The organism is Methylobacterium sp. J-001 (assembly GCF_022829565.1).
In the GTDB taxonomy this organism is placed as follows: domain Bacteria; phylum Pseudomonadota; class Alphaproteobacteria; order Rhizobiales; family Beijerinckiaceae; genus Methylobacterium.
Window position 1 is genome coordinate 15,286 of record NZ_JAKSYN010000133.1, and the last position, 18,058, is coordinate 33,343.

Genomic DNA, 18,058 nt, shown 5'->3' on the forward strand with positions numbered 1-18,058 from the left:
TATCGTGCTATGGCCGGTCACAGGTTGCCCAGGGGGGCACGCGACGGCGGGGCATCACGGTGCCGCGACCGCGCGGGGTGATGGCGGAACGGGTAGCGTGCGTGATCTTCTGACCGCGCTGGCGGGCGCCGTCATCCTGGTTCTCGTCGCGGCTCTGGCCGTCCCGCCCATCATCGATTGGCAGGCCCAGCGCGGCCTTGTCGAACGGGCGCTCGCCCGGTCCCTGGGCGTGCCGGCCCGGACCGATGGCCGGATCGAGGTCCGGCTCCTGCCCTCGCCGCGGCTGCGCATCGACCGGCTGCATCTCGGCACCGACCCGAACCGGCCGAGCCTGGACGCCCGCTTCGTCAAGGCCGAGATCGCTCTGGCGCCGCTCCTGAAGGGCGAGTTCCGTTTCACCGAGACGCGGATCGGTCGCGCCGAGATCAAGCTCCCGGTGGCGGGCGGCGACGCCCTGCGGATCCCCCCCGAGCTCGGCGAGGCCCTGCGCGCCCGTGACTTCGCCATCGAGGATCTGCACGTCCAGCAATTCCTCGTGACCACGCAGGTGCCGGCCACGGGCCGGACCGACCAGCTCTACGTTCAGGACCTGCGCCTCCAGGCGCCCGCGCTCATCGGGCCGTGGCGGGTGGAGGGCACCAGCGGCGGCATTCCATTCCGGGCGGTCAGCGGCACGCCGGGGCCGGACGGGCGGCTCGCCGTGAAGATCGCGGGCGGCGGCGATGCGCATCCGCGCTTCGAGGCCGATGCGCGCCTCGGCCTGGTGCCCAACGAGGCCGATGGGGCGACGCTGATCGAATCCGAAGGCTCGGCCCGCCTCGTGGTCGGGCCGCCGACCCAGGCGGCGGGTCCCTATCTGCCGTTCTCGCTGGGCGGGACGTTCAAGGCCCGCGGCACCCAGGTGCGGTTCGAGGGCGTCGAGCTCGCGATCGATCCGGGCGGACGGGCGCTCCGCTTCGGCGGCACCGGGCGGCTCGACCTGCGCCAGTGGCGCGCCGGCCTGAACCTGGATGGCCGCCGCCTCGACCTCGACGCCTTCCTGGGCTCGCCCGAGGGCCAGAACCTGATCGCCCGCGGGGTCCCGGATCTCGGGCGCGGCCTACCGGCGATGCTCGACCTCGACCTCGCGGTGGGCACCCTGGTGCTGGGCGGCGAGGAATGGTCGAACCTCGCGCTGTCCGGCACCGTCGAGCGCGCGGGCGGCCTGCTGCTGCGGCGCCTGTCGGCGGTCGGGCCGGGCGACGCGGCCCTGAATGTCAGCGGGCAGATCGAGGCGGCGCCGTTCCGCCTCACCGGCCCTGTGGCGCTGACCGCCCCCGATTCCGAACCGCTCGGGCGCTATCTGCGCCGGCTCGGGCTGGAGGGGCCGCTGACCGCGCTCCTCGACGGCCGCCGGATCGAGGCCGCGGCCGACCTGTCCGCGGCGGCCTCCAGCCTGTCCCTGCGCAACCTGCGCCTCGGCCTGGGGCCGGCGCGCATCACCGGCAATGCCCGCTACACGGCCGCGGAGCCGGGATCGCGCGGGCGCTTCGACGCCCAGATCCGCGCCAGCGGCATCGACATCGCCACTCTGCCACCGGTGGGAACGACGCTCGGCAGTCTGCGCGACCACGACCTCGCCCTGACCCTGGAGGCCAAGGACGTGCGCTACGGGCCGGCGGGCTCCGGCAACGGCACCATCGCGGCGCGCATCCAGTCGGACGGGTCGAGCCTCGTGGTCGACAGCCTCGACGTGACGGATCTGGCGGGGGCGAGCGCCAAGCTGTCCGGCCGGATCGGCGCGGATGGCACCGGCCGCGTCTCCGGGCGGCTGAAGGCCCCGGTGGCGGCGCCGCTGCTCGGCTTGCTCGAGCGGGTCTGGGTCGGCGAGATCCGCCTGCTGCCCGCCTTCCTGCGCGAGGCGCCCCTCGACCTCGCCGTCACCCTGGACCGGGAGGGTGGCGCGGCCGATGCCCTGCGTAGCCAGGCCCGGGGCAATGCCGGCGGCGGCACCCTCGACCTGACGCTCGCGAGCCGCGGGACGCGGATCGAGGGCGGGGCTGCGACGCTCACCACCCCCCGGGCCGGGGTCTGGTTCGGTCGCACCGACATCGCCGGCCTGCAGCAGCCCGCCGAGCTGCACCTGAGCGCCGAGCGGCCGGATACCGACACCCTCGCGCTGACCGTCAACGGCACGATCGCCGGCCTGAAGCTCGCCACCGCCCGGCCGATCCTGATCGGTCCCGACGCCCTGCCGAATGCCGGCGCGATCCGGGCCGACACCGCCGATCTCAGCCCCTTCCTGACCCTGGCCGGGGCCGCCCGGCTCAGCCCCGGCGCCTGGCCGGCCGACCTGACTGTCTCGCTCGCCAAGGACGGCGGCGACATCACCGCCGACACCACGGGCAAGGTCGCCGGCGCGGCCGTCAGCGGCCGGCTGCTGCGGGCGCCGGGCGGGGCGCTGCGCGGTCGTCTCAGCCTCGACCGCCTGTCGCTGCCGCAACTGGCAGCGGCCCTTGTGCTACCGCCGGACGCGGCCAAGGGCGACCGCTTCGGACCCGCACCGCAAGCGCTGGCGCCCGTCGCGCTCGATGCCCGGGTCGCGAGCCTCGATCTCGGCCGCGGGCTCACGGCCACGGAGGCCGCCCTCGCCCTGGGTCTTGCCGACGGTGCCCTGACCCTGCGCGACCTCACGGGCAAGCTCGCGGGCGGGCGGATCGCCGGCTCGGCCACGATCACCCGCCGCGGACCCGAGGCGTCGATCTCCGGGGAAGGCGGGCTCGACGATGTTGCGCTCGCCGGCCTGGCGGGTGCCAGCCCGATCGGCGGGCGCCTGACCGCCTCCCTGCGCTTCACCACCAGTGCCGAGACCGCCCCGGGCCTCGCCGACAACCTCTCCGGCAGCGGCAGCCTCACCCTGAAGGACCTGAGCGTCCCGGAGGCCAACCCGGCCGGCCTCGGCCGCGCACTCGCCCGGGCGGTGGACATCGACGATCCCCTGCGCGAGGGACGGCTCCAGGCCCTGGTCGCCGAGGAACTCGCCAAGGGCGGCGCGCAGGCCAAGGCCCCGGCGAGCAGCCCGGTCACCATCGTCGGCGGCCAGCTGCGGGCCGGGCCCCTCGGCCTCGATTTCGGGGCCGCCCGCTGGTCGGGTACGATCGGCTACGACCTGCGCGGCAACCGCCTCGACGCCCGGGGGCTCCTGTCCGGCGGCCCGGTCCCACGCGGCTGGAGCGCCGGCGCCCCGGCCGTTCAGCTCGGCTTCACCGGCTCGCTCGGGGCGCCCGAGCGCGTGCTCGATGTCGGCGCCCTGTCGAACGGGCTCGCCACCTTCGTGCTCCAGCGCGAGCTCGAGACCATCGAGCTGACCGAGGCCGACCAGGTCGAGCGCCAGCGTCGCCGGTCCCGGATCGAGATGGACCGCGCCCGCGCCGCCGCGCTCAAGGCCGCCGCGGATAAAGCCGCCGCCGAGGAAGCTGCTCGGCAGGCAAGAATGCGGGCGCAGCCGAACGAGGGAACGGCAGGCGAGGGGGCGCCGGTCGAGCCGCCGCGTCCGTAGACGCGTGGGCATCCCCCCCTCAGCGGCGAGCCCCTACGCCCGCCCCACCGCCATCAGCGCAAACGCGTAGATCAGCGCCACCTCCTCCAGCCGGTCGAAGCGGCCGGCGGCGCCGCCGTGGCCGGCCTCCATGTTGATGCGCAGGAGGATCGGGCCGCCGCCGGTCATGGTGGCGCGCAGGCGGGCGACCCATTTCGCCGGCTCCCAGTAGGTCACCCGCGGGTCGGTGAGGCCGCCCAGCGCTAGGATCGCCGGGTAATCCTTGGCGGCGACGTTGTCGTAGGGCGAGTACGACAGGATCGTCTCGAAGGCCGCGACGCTCTCGGCCGGGTTGCCCCATTCGGGCCATTCCGGCGGGGTGAGCGGCAGCTCCGCGTCCAGCATGGTGTTGAGCACGTCCACGAACGGCACGTCGGCGACGATCCCGGCGAACAGCTCCGGGGCGAGATTGGCGACCGCGCCCATCAGCATGCCGCCGGCCGATCCGCCATGGGCGACGATGCGCTTCTCCGCCGTGTAGCCGGCCGCGATCAGCGCCCGCCCGCAGGCGATGAAATCCGTGAAGGTGTTGGGCTTCTTCTCGCGCTTGCCGTCGAGGTACCAGCGCCAGCCCTTCTCGGTGCCGCCGCGGATATGCGCGATCGCGTAGACGAAGCCGCGATCGACCAGGCTCAGCAGGTTGGTGCGGAAGCCCGCCGGCATCAGCGTCCCGTAGGAGCCGTAGCCGTAGAGCAGGAGCGGCGCGGAGCCGTCGAGTGCTAGATCCTTGCGGTGCAGGAGCGAGATCGGCACCTGCTCGCCGTCCGGGGCGGTGGCGAACAGCCGGCGGGTCACGTAGGCGGCCGGATCGTGCCCGCTCGGGATGGTCTGGCGCTTGCGCAACGTCCGGGTGCGGCTGTCGCAGGTGTAGTCCCAGGTCTCGGACGGCGTCGTCATGGACGAGTAGACGAACCAGATCGTCGCCGTGTCGAATTCGTGCCCGCCCCGGAGGCCCAGCGCGTAGGCCTCCTCGGCAAAGGCAACCGCGTGCTCCACGTGGTCGGCCAAGTCGCGCACGATGATCCGCGGCCGCGCATTCTCGACTTCGAGGCGGATCAGGTGGCCGGCCAGCAGGTGCAGATGGCGGATCATCACCCCGGACCGGTGGGGCACGAGGTCGGTCCAATTGGCCCGGCCCGGATCGTCCAGGGGTGCGGTGACGATCTTGAAGTCCTCGGCGCCGTCCGCGTTGGTGCGGATGTAGAGCCGGTCGCCGCGATGCTCGACGTCGTAGATCAGCAGCGGCTCCCGCGGCTGCACAAGCCGCAGGGCGGCGGAGGGCGCGTGCCGGTCGAGGAGCCGGACCTCGGAGGTCTCGTGGTCGCTGGCGGTGACGTCCAGGAAGGCGCCGGACTGGGTGCGGCCGATATGGACGAAGTAGCCCGCATCCGGCTCGGTATAGACGGTCTCGTCTGAGGATTGCGCGGTGCCGAGGCGGTGGCGCATGACCTTGGCGGGGCGGTGATTGGCGTCGAGGGCCACGTACCAGAAGCTGTGCCCGTCCGCGGCCCAGACCGCCTCACCGGAGGTTGCGTCCACCCGGTCGTCGCGGTCGAGGCCGGTGGCGAGGTCGCGCACCTTGATCGTGTAGAGTTCCGAGCCCTTGGTGTCGGCGCTCCAGGCGAGGAGCCCGTGGTCGTCGGAATGGACCGCGGCGGCGATCTCGAAGAAGGGCAGGCCCTCGCCTTCCCGGTCGCCGTCGATCAGGATCGTCTCGTCCGGGTCGGGGCCGGAATCCGGCACGTTCGGCGACGTGGACGGGCGCCGGCAGACCAGCGGATGCTGCCCGCCCTCGCGATGGCGGGTGTAGTAGGCGTAGGGCCCGTCGGGATCTGGCACGCCGCTCTCGTCCTCCTGGATGCGGCCGCGCATCTCGGAGACCAAAGTCTTGCGCAGGTCGGCGCTGCCGGCGAGCGCAACCTCTGCGTAGGCGTTCTCGGCCTTCAGGTAGGCGGCGATGTCGTCGGGGAGGGCGGCGGGGTCCTTCAGGACCGCCTGCCAGTTCTCCGCCTTCAACCACGCGTAGTCATCGACGATCTCCCGGCCGTGGACGCTGAAGCGCCGCGGCCGGGGCTCGGCCACCGGCGCCCCGGTCGAATGAGCAAGAAAGCCGCGTCCGATCTCCGTCATCGTATCTCCCGCCGGGTCCTGTCCGCCCGGTCTGGGGATGTGTCGCGCCCGGGCCCGCGGCGCAAGTCACCGCGACGCCGGGGCCGGCCGGCGCGCGCGACGTCGCAAACTTAAAGTTTGGTTGGCTCAAGATTTCATCTACTTCTAGATGGCAAACCTAACCTAATAGTGTCGAGTGCGCGACATTTCGCGCAAATCTTTGTATTCTCATTCTATCTTGTCGTCTAAGAAAACACGTTGTACCTTTGTACAGGGGATCGATTGATGCATGTGGGCTTGGGGCCAGCATGTCGGCGTCGTGCATGGGACCGTCCCCGCATATGCTCACGGACATGCGTCGCGGCGTCATGGCCGCGTTGAATACACAATCGCGCAATACATCGGGGGTATCATGTTGGGCGAAAACGGAAGATCCGTAGACTTGATCGACGCGACGGCGGACCTCGTGGCTGCCTATGTGCGCAGGAATTCCATTCCGGTCGGCGAACTCCGTTCTCTCTTCGGCAACGTCTACGCGGCCCTGAAGCGCGTCCTCGACAGCCATACGGCCACGGTCACGGTGTCGGCGCCGGCCGTGCCGGTGGAGGGGTCGGTGACGCCGGATTACATCGTCTGCCTGGAGGACGGCCAGGCGTTCAAGTCGCTCAAGAGGCATCTTCGGGCGAAGTACAACATGAGCCCGGAGCAATACCGATCGAAGTGGAACCTGCCGGCCGATTACCCGATGGTGGCACCGAACTACGCCAAGACCCGTTCCGAACTCGCCAAGGCAACCGGGCTGGGCCGGCTGAGCGCCATGTCGGACGCCGCCTGAGAGCGGTGCGGCCGGGACGCCTGTCACAACCGAGGGATACGCAGACGATGTCGGGCGTTGGGATGCGATGGCTCGTTTCGTGCGATGCGGTCAAAACCCCGTCCGGCGCCGAGGTGCTGTGCATGAACGCGTTTCCCGAGTCCGAGGACGGTGATCCCGCGCAGGATCTCGATCGGATGAATGCGAGTCTCGCCGAATGGGCTGCGCGGTCCGCCGCCGACAGCACGGCCCTGATCGATCGCTTCGAAGAGTTGGGCTACGCGGTCCGCGGAAAGTCGGAGGACGAGATCGCCGAGATCCTGCGCCAGCCACCGACCGGCCATCGCCGGACCTGAATCTCCCGTTAGGCAAAAAGTCCTTGACTTCGTGAGGCGTTTCTGTCAGGGTCGCGGCCGGTCGGAACCGCGAGTCCTGTCTGGAACAAATCATGAACAAAAACGGCAGATCCCGCCGAACCAAGGCGACGGCACCCGGGCGGTCATCCGGCGCCGTCCTGTCGGCGGAGGCGGGGCGGTTGCTGGCACGGCTCGGCGAGGCCGGCGCCTACGCCATGCGCGACCCGTTGAGCGATGACGGTCTCCTGGTCCGGCGCGGCGGCGACGGGGTGTCCGTGGGCAGCGGGCGGTTTTCGGATACGGCCGGCCGCGCCCTGACGGATGCCGACCTCGCCGCCTGGGACCCGGCCGGCAAGCGCCTGACGATCGGCCCGGCGGGGCGGGCGCGGCTCCGGCGCGGGCAGGCCCCGGACGGGATGGCCTATCTGGCCCAGCACCACGATCTCACCGTGATCGCGGGTGGCGCCGCGGAGCCGGCCGTGCGGAACGCCTCGGAGAACCCCCTGGCCTGGATGGTCCGGCGTCGGGGCGGCGACGGCGCGCCGCTGCTCGACCCGGCCGCGTTCGAGGCCGGCGAGCGGCTGCGCCGGGACATGACCACCGCCGCGATGCTGCCCCGGATGGGGGCGGAACTCGGCGCCCCTCGGGTCGATGGCGGCGGTGCCCGCGATCCGGCCGCCGCGTCCGACCAGGTGATCGCGGCCCGCCAGCGGGTGCGCGGCGCCCTCGACGCGGTCGGCAGCGACCTGTCGGGCCTTCTGATCGACCTGTGCGGCTTCCTCAAGGGCCTCGAGCGGATCGAGGCCGAGCGCCGCTGGCCGGCCCGCTCGGCCAAGGTCGTGGTCCGGATCGCCCTCGGGCGGCTGGCCGAGCATTATGGTCTGGCGCGCGAGGCGACCGGGCCGGAGCACGCGCGCATGCGGCTGTGGCGGGCGTGAGGGGAGGGGGCGCCGAAGCCGGCGAACCTCTAGTGCACAGACACCGACGAACGCACCACGCCGTCGTTTGCTAACTCGCTGAGAGTGCGTAAGAAAATGCGCTGCTCTGTGTACGTTTTGTTGGCGTCAGTGCACTAGCCTAAGGTCTGATCTCGATCCGCTTGGCTGTCTGAGCGGCTGTTTCCGACCCAACACAGTCGTAGGGATCGCCATCAGCGCTTCCCGAAAGCAGCCATTCGTCGGCCGTCCGTCAACTTCGGCTCGGGGTAGGGACCGGACACTAACCCTTCGCCCTGAAGCGGACGTTCCGCCAGCGACACAACGCTCACCATCCTAGCGATCTGCCGCAAGGTCCGGACTTGTCCAGCAGCAGACCATCTGCCGGCTCTGGCGGGATTGGGCTTGTAAGAAGCCTTCGTACACCGCACAGCATTTCGATGGCCATGCCCGTGCGCAGAACTCTCACTGTCTCGATCACCCAGGAGCAGGACGCCCTCGTGAGGGCGTGCATCCAGTCCGGCCGCTTCGCTAGCGCCAGCGAGGTCGTGCGGGCTGCACTGCGGCTGCTCGACCGAGATGAAGCAGTGATGCGCCGGGATACGTCGAACGCGGCACCGAAGGTGGATGCCAGTGCATGATACGACGGACCACCGAGACACCTTCCTCGCCGGTGGAGGCAAGATGGGGGAACGGATGCGCGCCCATGATTGGGCCACGACACCGCTCGGTCCCCTGGACATGTGGCCATTGCCGCTACTCTCGATGGTCTCCGCCTGCCTGAACTCGCCCATGTTGAGCACGGTCCTTTGGGGACCAGATCTCATCATGCTCTACAACGATGCCTACGTGCCTTCGCTGGCCGACCGTCATCCGCACGCGCTCGGCCGCCCGGTCGCAGAGGTCTGGGGCGAAACCTGGGATTTGGTTGCGCCTCCATTCCACCATGCGATGGCAACGGGTGAAGGCTTCGCGCGGAGCGATGTCGCGTTGCCGATGGTCCGGCGCGGCATGCACGAGATAACCTACTGGAACTTCACCGCGACACCTATCCGAGGCGAGGAGGGTGGCATTGTCGGCCTCCTCAATCAGGGCACGGAGATCACAGAGCAGCACCGCACGGCAAACGCGTTGCGCGAACTGAACGTCGACCTTGAGAACAAGGTCCTTGAGCGGGCGCTGGCACGAGGCCAGACGTGGCGGGTGAGCCCCGACATCATGGGTGTGCTCAACGCGGACGGGTACTTCGAGGCGTCCAACCCCGCCTGGGCTGCCGTGCTGGGCTGGTCGGAAGATGAGGTTGCCCGCACGGTCTTCTTCGATTTCATCCACCCCGACGACCAAGCGGTGACGCATGCAGCTTGGGACGCGGCGATCCAGCTCGGATCACCCGCGCTCCGGTTCGAGAACCGCTACCGACACAGGGATGGCACATGGCGCTGGCTGTCGTGGGTCGCGGTTCCGGATGAGGGCAAGGTTTACTGCTCCGCGCGCGACATCACGGCGATCAAAGAGAGCGAGGCGGAGCTGGCGGCGCGGACGGCTGAGCGCGACCGCATGTGGGAGACATCACCCGACCTGATGCTCATCATCGACTTCGAGGGAGTGTTCCAGCGCGTGAACCCAGCGTGGACGACGGTTCTCGGCTACAGCGCGGACGAACTGGTCGGCCAACACGTCAATGAATTCGTCATCCCCGACGACCATCACGAGACGACGGATGCCTACGAGTTTGCGGCGGAAGGTGGGCTGCCTAGGATCGAGAACCGTTACCGGCACAAAGATGGTTCCGTCCGCTGGATCTCGTGGGTAGCGGCTCCGGCCGGCGAGATGACCTACGCAACGGGCCGCGATATCACAGTCGGCAAAGAGCAGGCTGGCGCCTTGTCGAGGGCGGAGGAAGCCCTTCGCCAGTCTCAGAAGCTGGAAGCCATCGGGCAGCTCACCGGAGGCGTGGCGCATGACTTCAACAACCTTCTGACGGTCATCAAGTCCTCAACCGACCTGCTGAAGCGGCCCGATCTCGCCCCTGAGCGGCGGACCCGTTACGTCACAGCGATCTCAGATACGGTGGACCGCGCCGCGAAGTTGACAGGTCAGCTCCTCGCATTCGCGCGGCGGCAGGCACTTAAACCCGAGGTGTTCGACGCCACCGAGAGCGTGCGAGCGATCGGCGACATGATGGGAACCCTGACCGGCTCCCGGATCAGAATCGTGACGGAGCTTCCGAACGTACCCTGCTTCCTCAACGCCGATCCGAGCCAGTTCGACACGGCCCTGGTCAACATGGCTATCAATGCGCGTGATGCGATGGACGGCGAAGGTCAGATCACGATCAGTGTGGAGGCCGTTGAGCAAATGCCGGCCGTCCGAACCCACGCGGCTGTCCCAGGCGCGTTCGTGGCCGTCTCGATCATCGACACCGGCAGCGGCATCCCCGAGGAAGGTCTGGAGCAGATCTTCGAGCCGTTCTTCACCACCAAGGGGGTCGGCCAGGGCACCGGCCTTGGCTTGTCACAGGTGTTTGGCTTCGCCAAGCAGTCGGGCGGCGAGGTTACGGTGACGAGTACGGTCGGTAAGGGCAGTGCCTTCACGTTGTATCTCCCACGTGTCGGAGACGCTGCGCTCGCGACGGGCACCGACTACCTGAAGCCCTTGATGGATGGCCACGGCACCTGCGTGCTGGTGGTTGAGGACAACGCCGATGTCGGTACCTTCGCGGTTCACACATTGGCGGACCTTGGCTACGTGACGGTCTGGGCAGCCAACGCCGAGGAGGCACTGGCCGAACTCGCGGAAGATGCTGACCGCTTCGACGTGGTGTTCTCCGATGTCGTGATGCCCGGCATGAACGGCATTGACCTCGCACACCGCATCCGCTCGGAATACCACGACCTCCCCGTCCTACTGGCATCAGGCTACAGCCACGTCTTGGCGCAGAATGGCACCTACGGCTTCGAGCTACTGCACAAGCCCTACTCGGTCGAAGATCTTTCCCGGCTCTTGAGCAAAGTCGCCAAGTGGCAGCGGCGCAAACGCATCATGGGTCGGTAACGTCCCCGCGAAGCGGCGTCGAAGGTTTCAGGATTGCGGCTGTTGGCGAATGACGGGACCGGTTGGCTCAACATGAATACAGGACATCCCTAACGCATTTATTGAACCCCTGCTCCCCACCTGATCCGGATGTAAGTCATCCTCCACCAAGCTGGCGCGAAGCGGACCTTCCGAGGGGCTGCGATGGGTCGTGAGCGGGCACGGAAGCGATGTCTCTTTCCATCGATTACTGCCCCAAAGCGGACCGGCAGAAATCCACCCGTTGCGGACATCGTCACGGCCAAGCGGATTGAGTTCAGACCCTACTCCCCGCATCCTGAGGCGCCGCAGCGAAGCAGAGGTCTCGACGAAGGGCTTCAGGGATCGCGCGGCGGGCGGGAGGGTTCCGTCGCGGCTCGCGTCGCTCAACCCTCGGGAAGACGAGGTGGGTCGGAAGACGCCTTCAAGCAGAAGCGGGACCGGCGCCGCCGCCTACCCTTCGATCTCCAGGAACCGCACCGAGTCCCGGTGCACCCGGTCGGCCATGGCGCGCACGCCGTTGGAGCGTTGCGGGGTCAGGTGCTCGCCCAGCCCCAGCTTGGTGTAGAGCGCGAAGGCGTCGGTCTCGGCCGCCTCGCGGAGCGGCTTGCCGTCGAACAGGGCGATCATCAGCGCCACGAGGCCGCGCACGATGTGGGCGTCGCTGTCGCCGCGCATGCGCAAGCGCGGCTCCGAGTCGGAGCGGTCGACGTCGAGGTCGATCCAGACCTGGCTGGCGCAGCCCTGGACCTTGTTGGTCTCGGCATGCAGCTCCGGATCGGGGGGCGGCAGGGCGCGCCCGAGCTCGATGAGGTAGCGGTAGCGCTCTTCCCAATCGTCGATGAACGCGAAATTCTCGACGATGGTGTCGATCGGGGGAACCATGATGGACCGGATCTGGAATGGGCCGGGGCCGATATAAGGCCCCGGCGAAACTTGGGCGACTCCCGCGCGAAACACAGGGGGCGCGGCGTCGGCGATCACGTCTCCGGCGGCTGGGTCGGCGGCAGGGTCAGGACCAGGGGCTCGGCGGTGCTGGCATCGCCCGACACCAGGATCTCGGCCTGGGCCGCGTAGGCGGCGATCAGGCGCGGCCCTAGCTTGGGGATGTTGGAGCGGCCGGTGGCGGCCATCTCGCTGATGCCGGAGACGATCGAGACGCGCAGCGGATGGCCCGCGGCGGACTCGATGGCGATGGCGATGGAGCAGGCGACGTGCTCGGCCGTGGCATCGAGGCACTCGGCCACGATCTCGGCGACGATCATGCCGAGCGCGTTGGCGGTGCGCGGCTCGACCAGCCCGGTCCCGGAGCCGCCGACCTGGACGCTGATCCGCCCGGCCCGCCGGAGCTGGCCGAGGCCCGAGGCCAGGCGGTGGAGGTAATCGTGCAGGTCGATCGACGCGATATGGGGCGCCTCGTGCAGGTGCTGCTGCACCAGCGCGATCGCCCGCACTCGCTGGCCGAGCGCCTCGAAGCTGCCGCGGCAGGGGTCCGGCGCCGCGCGGCCGTAGAGACCGATCAGGCTGACCATCACCTGCAGGTTGTTGCGCACCCGGTGATAGACCTCGGCGAGCAGGGCCTCTTTCTCGGCGAGCGCCTGCTCGATATGCTCCTCGGCGTGCTTGCGGTCGGTGATGTCGAAGCAGGTGCCGAGATAGCCCTGGAACCGGCCGTCCTCCACCAGCGGGCGGGCGGTGTCAAGCAGCCAGCGATAGACGCCATCGTGGCGCTTCAGGCGGAATTCCACGGTGAACGGCTCACGGGCCGCGAAGGCCTCCGCGACGATCCGGGCATGGCGCTCGAAATCCTCGGGATGCAGGCCGCTGCGCCAGCCGACGCGCAATTCCTCCTCGAGCGGGCGCCCGGTGAAGTCCAGCCAGCACTCGTTGTGATGGACCGCGTGACCGTTCTCGTCCGAGCGCCACAGCATCAGCGGCACCACATCGGCAAAGCGCCGGAAGCTGTCGCTCAACGCGCTGGTCCCGGCGGAGTCCGCCGCCCGGCCCGCATCCCCCGCGGGGACCGTCGCCTGCGGCGCAGCCGTTCCGGACCCTGGTGGCTGACCGCCCATTCTGTACCCGACCCGCTATGCCGAACTGTGTGAGACGCCGTGTCCGTATCGTGATGGCGCCGGTCAACGTGCCGATGGGGGTCCCGTTCCGATCCCACGTTGCCGCTGGCGTGCTCATCCACATGGGGATGCGATATTAGGGCCGAGGTCGGACTTTCAGCGCACTTTTGGGAGTCTGTAGCGCGGGTTGCACCCGGCGTTACAGTCCATCCGCGGGCCGGGAGGGGGCGGCCGCGCGTGTCTCCCGCGCCCGCACAGGGGGGGGCGCCACCCTGCGGGAGCGGCGGCCCTTCGGCCGTGTGCGTCGTCCAGGCCCCGAGGATGCATCCGGTCGCCCGCCGAGGAACGCCCGCCAAGGCATGCCCGCCACGGAACGGGCCTGGCGCGTCAGGTGCGGATCAGCTTCGCCACCACCGCGAGCAGCTGCTCCGGCTTGAACGGCTTGGTGATCCAGCCGGTGGCGCCGGCCGATTTCGCCTGTTGCTTGATGCTCTCGTCCGATTCCGTGCTCAGGAACAGGATCGGCACGCCCGCGCAGGACGGGACCGTGCGCAGCTGCTTGATCATCTCGATGCCGTTCATCACCGGCATGTTGAGATCGGTGATCACCAGGTTGATCGCCCCGGCCTTGGCCTTGGCAAGGCCATCGGCGCCGTCCTCGGCCTCGATCACCGTGTGGCCGGCGGGGCCCAGCACGATCTTGATCATCTGGCGGATGCTGGGGGAATCGTCGACGGCGAGAACGGTGGCCATGGGGGAGGGGTCCGGTCCTGGGGTCAGAGGGCGGGGACGGCGGCTGCGAACGGCGCATGCGGCGCGAGGCCGGCACGCCGGAAGGCCGCCGCGGCCGCGTCGGGCAGGTTGGTCAGGTCGAGGGGGGCGCCGCGCGCCGCCGCCGCCTTGGCGGCCGCGACGACGATCTGGACGAAGGTGACATCCACCGCCTCGATCGCCGCGCAATCCAGCACCAGGCCTGCCGCGCCCTCCAGCGCCGCCAGCAGGTCGGTGCGGAGCGCCTGCGCCGTCCGGAGCGTGCAATCCGACGGCATCGTGAAGGTGACGGGTTCGGCCATGGTGATTCCGCTGCGGGTGCGCGGCCAGACTGGCTGCAGTCGATCTCTTTAAGAATCGGGCGCGTTAAATTTCCCTTGAGCGCATCATAGCAACCAGAATGCCACGATGCATCGTCCGGCGTTTCCTGTTGAAAACGGTTCGCGGCCGGCGGGATGGCGATTTTGTATTGGTCGAATAGTTCGGCGTTTGTGGCGGATCGCCATCAATCGTTGCTTGTATCCGATCGTACTGATGGCTAGCGCCAAGCGCAGTGTTTGTATTGGATGCACCGAGTATAGCACTGGTCGTTTCCGGTCCGGGGCGTCATGTTTCGTATCATTGCTTGGCTCTATAACGTGCGCAATAACTGTTCATTCAGGGGGCCGGCTTAGAAAGCGGCTGCTCACGGTCGTAAGTTCGAGCCTGAGCCCGGCGAGAGCTGGCCGAGTCCGAGGAATACATATCGATGGCCTTCTGGGGGCGCGCGAATCTGAAGCTGGACCACGGAGAGGACTCGGATTCGTTCGCTGCGCCCGCCGAGGCCGGGGATTCGTCCGCCGCGCCGGCGCCGCCGCAGCCGCCGCTCGGGGCCGCCGATCTCCTTCAGGCCCGGCTCGGCCTGTCCGAGGTCCAGCGCAAGACTCTCGACGCCCTGATCGACGAGCTCGGGATCATCTCGGCGGATGTCGAGACCGACGTCCACGGCCTGTCGGACCGGTTCCAGCGCATCGCCCCGACCACCCGGGGCCAGTCCGAGATCGTGCAGGGCCTGGTCACGTCGATCCAGTCGGTGCGGATCGACGGCGCCGAGCGGCCGCTGGCCGAGGTCGCCACGGCGCTGGGCGAGATCCTGGCGATGCTCAACGACAAGATCGGCTTCATGTCGTCGCGCGGCGCCACCATGGGGGATGCGCTGAACGGCGTGCTGGGCGAGCTGTCCTCGGTGGACGGCAGCGTCGCCGAGATCGAGAAGATCAACCGCCAGACCAATCTGCTGGCGTTGAACGCCAAGATCGAGGCGGCCCGGGCCGGGGAGGCGGGACGGGCCTTCGCGGTGGTGGCCGACGAGGTCCGCAGCCTGGCCGGGACGATCAACGCGCTCTCCGGGGTGATCAAGGGGCAGATCGCCTCGATCGCCGGCGGCCTGCGCAGCAGCCACGCACTCCTGCGCGACATCGCCACCATCGACATGTCGGAGGAGAGCCAGAACGCCGACGCCCGGGTGCGCCTGGTGATGCAATCCCTGGTCGAGCAGAGCTCGCGCTTCGCCGACGTGCTGACCCAAACCGTGCAGACCACCGAGGCGATCACCGAGGATGTCTCGGGCGCGATCGTGTCCATGCAGTTCCAGGATCTTGCCAAGCAGCGCATGCAGAACCTGCAGGCGATCCTGCGGGCGCTCCAATCCAACCCGGAGGCCGGTGCCGATGCTGAGCGGGACTGGGCGGCGGCGCTGATCGCCGGCTGCACCCTCGGGGAGGTCCGGGAGCGGATGTCGCGCCACCTGCTGGGCACCGCGGTGCCGACTCACGGGCGCGACGACGATCCGCTGGCGGGCATCGATTTGTTCTGAGGCCGAGACAGATTTCGACGCGGATGATCTGTATCGGTTGTCACTACCGCAGGTAATATAACGCAACGACCGGATCATCCGGTAGATTGCCTGCGAACGGGTGATATACGATCCGTTATAGAACAATCTAATACTGTATTATTGGGCAAAGTAGCGATTTGATTCATTCAAGAAACGAAACTTTTTGGGGAAAAATATGATCTCGTCGGGTTTTTGACGCGATCAGGACTTCTTTTTTTAACGAGTTTAAAGTAGGATGTGTCCCGATCGATGGCCCGAGTCTTGGGTTGATCGCGCGATCTAGCCTTCGGCCGGCGCCCGCAATGGGTGCGTGATCGCACCGATGCCTCCGAAGACGGCGCAACTGGATCCACGCGACGATGACTGATCACGATCCACGCGAGGTGTTCCTGGCCGAGGCCAACGAGCTGCTCGACCGGCTGGAGACCACGCTGCTCGATCTGGGCGACCGGCCCGACGATTCGGCGCTGATCGACACCGCGTTCCGGGCGTTGCACACGATCAAGGGATCGGGGGCGATGTTCGGCTTCGACCAGGTCGCCGCCTTCACGCACGATTTCGAGACCGCCTTCGACCTGGTCCGGCGCGGCGAGGTCCCGACCAGCGCCGATCTGGTCAACGTGTCCCTCTCGGCCAAGGACTACATCCGCACGCTGATCGAGGATCCCGGCGCCACCGCCCCGGTGATCGGCGAGGCGATCCTGGCCGAGCTCGAGCGCCTGGTGAGCCGGGCCAAGACCCCGTCGGAGCCGGCATCCGCGCCGGAGCCGGAGGTGCCGGGCCCGGATTGCGCGCCCGCGGGCTGGCGGATCGGAATCGCCTTCGCCCCGGAGGTTTTGCGCAACGGCACCAACCCGCTGGCGCTGCTCGACGAGCTGCGCGAGCTCGGCCCCTGCACGGTGGTGCCGCGCCTCGACGACCTGCCCGACCTCGCCGCCCTCGACCCGGAGCACCTCGTGCTCGGCTGGGACGTCACGCTCCGCGGGTCCGCGACCCGGGAGGCGATCGAGGACGTCTTCCTGTTCGTGCGGGACGACATGGTGCTGACCCTGGCGCCGCTGGACGCCGTCGAGCCTGTGCCAGCGCCCACCCCCGCCGTCGTCGCCGCGCCCGCGCCCGTGCCGGTCCCCGCCCCGGAGCGGCCCGCCCCGGCGCCGGCCGCCACCTCCGCCATCACCCCCGCCGCCAAGGCTGCGACCACGCCCGCCGCGAAGCCGGCCACCGAGGCCGAGCGCCGGGGCCAGGCCCGCAATTCCGAGCCCCGCGTGTCCAGCACGATGCGGGTCGAGGCCGAGCGGCTCGACGAGCTGCTCGACCGGGTCGGCGAGCTGGTCATCGCCCAGGCCCGCCTCAGTCAGCTCGCGGGGCTGCACGCCGATGGCGGGCTCCACACCATCGCGGAGGAGATCGAGCGGCTGTCGGCGCAATTGCGCGACACCACCATGAGCATCCGCATGGTGCCGATCGGCGCCCTGTTCAGCCGGTTCCGGCGCCTGGTCCACGACCTGTCGGGGGATCTCGGCAAGCCCGTGACCTTCGTCACCGACGGCGAGGAGACCGAGCTCGACAAGACCGTGATCGAGCGCCTGGCCGATCCGCTCGTGCACCTGATCCGCAACGCCATCGATCACGGCATCGAGGACCCGGCCCGCCGGGCCGCCTCCGGCAAGGACGCCACCGGGCGCATCACGCTCAGCGCCGAGCATGTCGGCGGCCAGGTCCACGTCACGGTGCGCGACGACGGCGCCGGGCTCGACGTGGCCCGCATCCGCGCCAAGGCCGAGGAGCGGGGGCTCGTCGCCCCCGGCGTCCCGCTCACCGACCAGCAGGTCTACCAGTTCCTGTTCGCACCGGGCTTCTCCACCGCGCAGCAGATCTCGGCCCTGTCGGGCCGCGGCGTCGGCATGGACGTGGTCAAGCGGACCATCGAGGCCCTGCGCGGCTCGATCGACATCACCACCGAGCCGGGGGCGGGCACCGCCCTCGTGCTGCGCCTGCCCCTGACGCTGGCGATCATCGAGGGCCTGCTGATCCGGGTCGGCGAGGGCCGCTACGTGCTGCCGCTGGCGGCCGTGGAGGAATGCGTCGAGCTGCCCGAGGACGGGCGCGGCGAGCGCGGCCGGGACTTCCTCAACATCCGCGGCGACCTCGTGCCGTTCCTGCGCCTGCGCAGCCTGTTCGCGGCGACCGGCGCGCCCGACCCCTACCAGAAGGTGATCATCGTCTCGGTGGGCGAGACCCGGTTCGGGCTCGTGGCCGACCAGATCCTCGGCAACCACCAGACGGTGATCAAGTCGCTGTCGAAGCTGCATGCCGACGTCGCGACCTTCTCGGGCGCCACGATCCTGGGCGACGGCACCGCGGCGCTCATCATCGACCCGGCCCAGCTGATGGCCGGCGGACAGATCGGCGCCCCCGAGGCGCTGCGAGATTTCCGTGAGGTAGCCTGATAACCGATTTCGTCGAGGCCATCGAG

Annotated in this window: 13 protein-coding genes; 8 read left to right on the plus strand and 5 right to left on the minus strand. The window is 69.1% G+C overall.

The window, feature by feature from the left end; genetic code table 11:
- The first annotated feature begins 97 nt into the window (after positions 1–97).
- Positions 98–3,538 (plus strand): AsmA-like C-terminal region-containing protein, encoded by a 3,441-nt coding sequence (locus tag MKK65_RS15285; RefSeq protein ID WP_243958642.1) that lies wholly within the window; start codon positions 98–100, stop codon positions 3,536–3,538.
- Between the two features lie 33 nt (positions 3,539–3,571).
- Here the strand turns inward: MKK65_RS15285 and MKK65_RS15290 are convergent, their stop codons facing one another.
- Entirely contained in the window at positions 3,572–5,707 is a 2,136-nt protein-coding gene (locus tag MKK65_RS15290) for a S9 family peptidase (RefSeq protein ID WP_243958645.1), read from the minus strand.
- A 391-nt stretch (positions 5,708–6,098) separates the two neighbouring features.
- Between MKK65_RS15290 and MKK65_RS15295 the strand changes: the two genes are divergently transcribed.
- The 5 genes from MKK65_RS15295 (at position 6,099) to MKK65_RS15315 (ending at position 10,845) form a co-directional block, all read left to right on the plus strand.
- Positions 6,099–6,521, plus strand: coding sequence for a MucR family transcriptional regulator (locus MKK65_RS15295; protein WP_243958647.1), 423 nt, complete (start codon positions 6,099–6,101; stop codon positions 6,519–6,521).
- Between the two features lie 122 nt (positions 6,522–6,643).
- Positions 6,644–6,856 carry a hypothetical protein gene (locus tag MKK65_RS15300; protein ID WP_243958649.1) on the plus strand — a complete coding sequence of 71 codons (213 nt, stop codon included), beginning with the start codon at positions 6,644–6,646 and terminating at the stop codon, positions 6,854–6,856.
- 92 nt (positions 6,857–6,948) lie between these two features.
- Positions 6,949–7,794 carry a DUF6456 domain-containing protein gene (locus MKK65_RS15305; RefSeq protein WP_243958650.1) on the plus strand — a complete coding sequence of 282 codons (846 nt, stop codon included), beginning with the start codon at positions 6,949–6,951 and terminating at the stop codon, positions 7,792–7,794.
- A gap of 443 nt (positions 7,795–8,237) precedes the next feature.
- Entirely contained in the window at positions 8,238–8,432 is a 195-nt protein-coding gene (locus tag MKK65_RS15310) for a type II toxin-antitoxin system ParD family antitoxin (protein ID WP_243958871.1), read from the plus strand.
- A gap of 187 nt (positions 8,433–8,619) precedes the next feature.
- Positions 8,620–10,845: a PAS domain-containing sensor histidine kinase gene (locus MKK65_RS15315; RefSeq protein WP_243958651.1), complete on the plus strand. Its 2,226-nt coding sequence runs from the start codon at positions 8,620–8,622 to the stop codon at positions 10,843–10,845.
- 471 nt (positions 10,846–11,316) lie between these two features.
- On the opposite strand, the gene MKK65_RS15320 is transcribed toward MKK65_RS15315, so the two are convergent.
- From MKK65_RS15320 to MKK65_RS15335, 4 genes are all read right to left on the minus strand, one after another.
- Positions 11,317–11,748 (minus strand): SufE family protein, encoded by a 432-nt coding sequence (locus MKK65_RS15320; protein WP_058192787.1) that lies wholly within the window; start codon positions 11,746–11,748, stop codon positions 11,317–11,319.
- 95 nt (positions 11,749–11,843) lie between these two features.
- A complete protein-coding gene (locus tag MKK65_RS15325) occupies positions 11,844–12,794 on the minus strand; it encodes a PAS domain-containing protein (protein ID WP_409565435.1) in 951 nt (316 codons plus the stop codon).
- A 528-nt stretch (positions 12,795–13,322) separates the two neighbouring features.
- On the minus strand, positions 13,323–13,688 hold the full coding sequence (locus MKK65_RS15330; protein WP_058192785.1) for a response regulator: 366 nt from the start codon (positions 13,686–13,688) through the stop codon (positions 13,323–13,325).
- Positions 13,689–13,711: 23 nt separating this feature from the next.
- Entirely contained in the window at positions 13,712–14,008 is a 297-nt protein-coding gene (locus MKK65_RS15335) for an STAS domain-containing protein (RefSeq protein ID WP_243958652.1), read from the minus strand.
- Between the two features lie 446 nt (positions 14,009–14,454).
- Between MKK65_RS15335 and MKK65_RS31210 the strand changes: the two genes are divergently transcribed.
- On the plus strand, positions 14,455–15,561 hold the full coding sequence (locus tag MKK65_RS31210; protein ID WP_279596743.1) for a methyl-accepting chemotaxis protein: 1,107 nt from the start codon (positions 14,455–14,457) through the stop codon (positions 15,559–15,561).
- 380 nt (positions 15,562–15,941) lie between these two features.
- A complete protein-coding gene (locus MKK65_RS15345) occupies positions 15,942–18,032 on the plus strand; it encodes a chemotaxis protein CheA (protein WP_243958653.1) in 2,091 nt (696 codons plus the stop codon).
- The last annotated feature ends 26 nt before the right edge of the window (positions 18,033–18,058 follow it).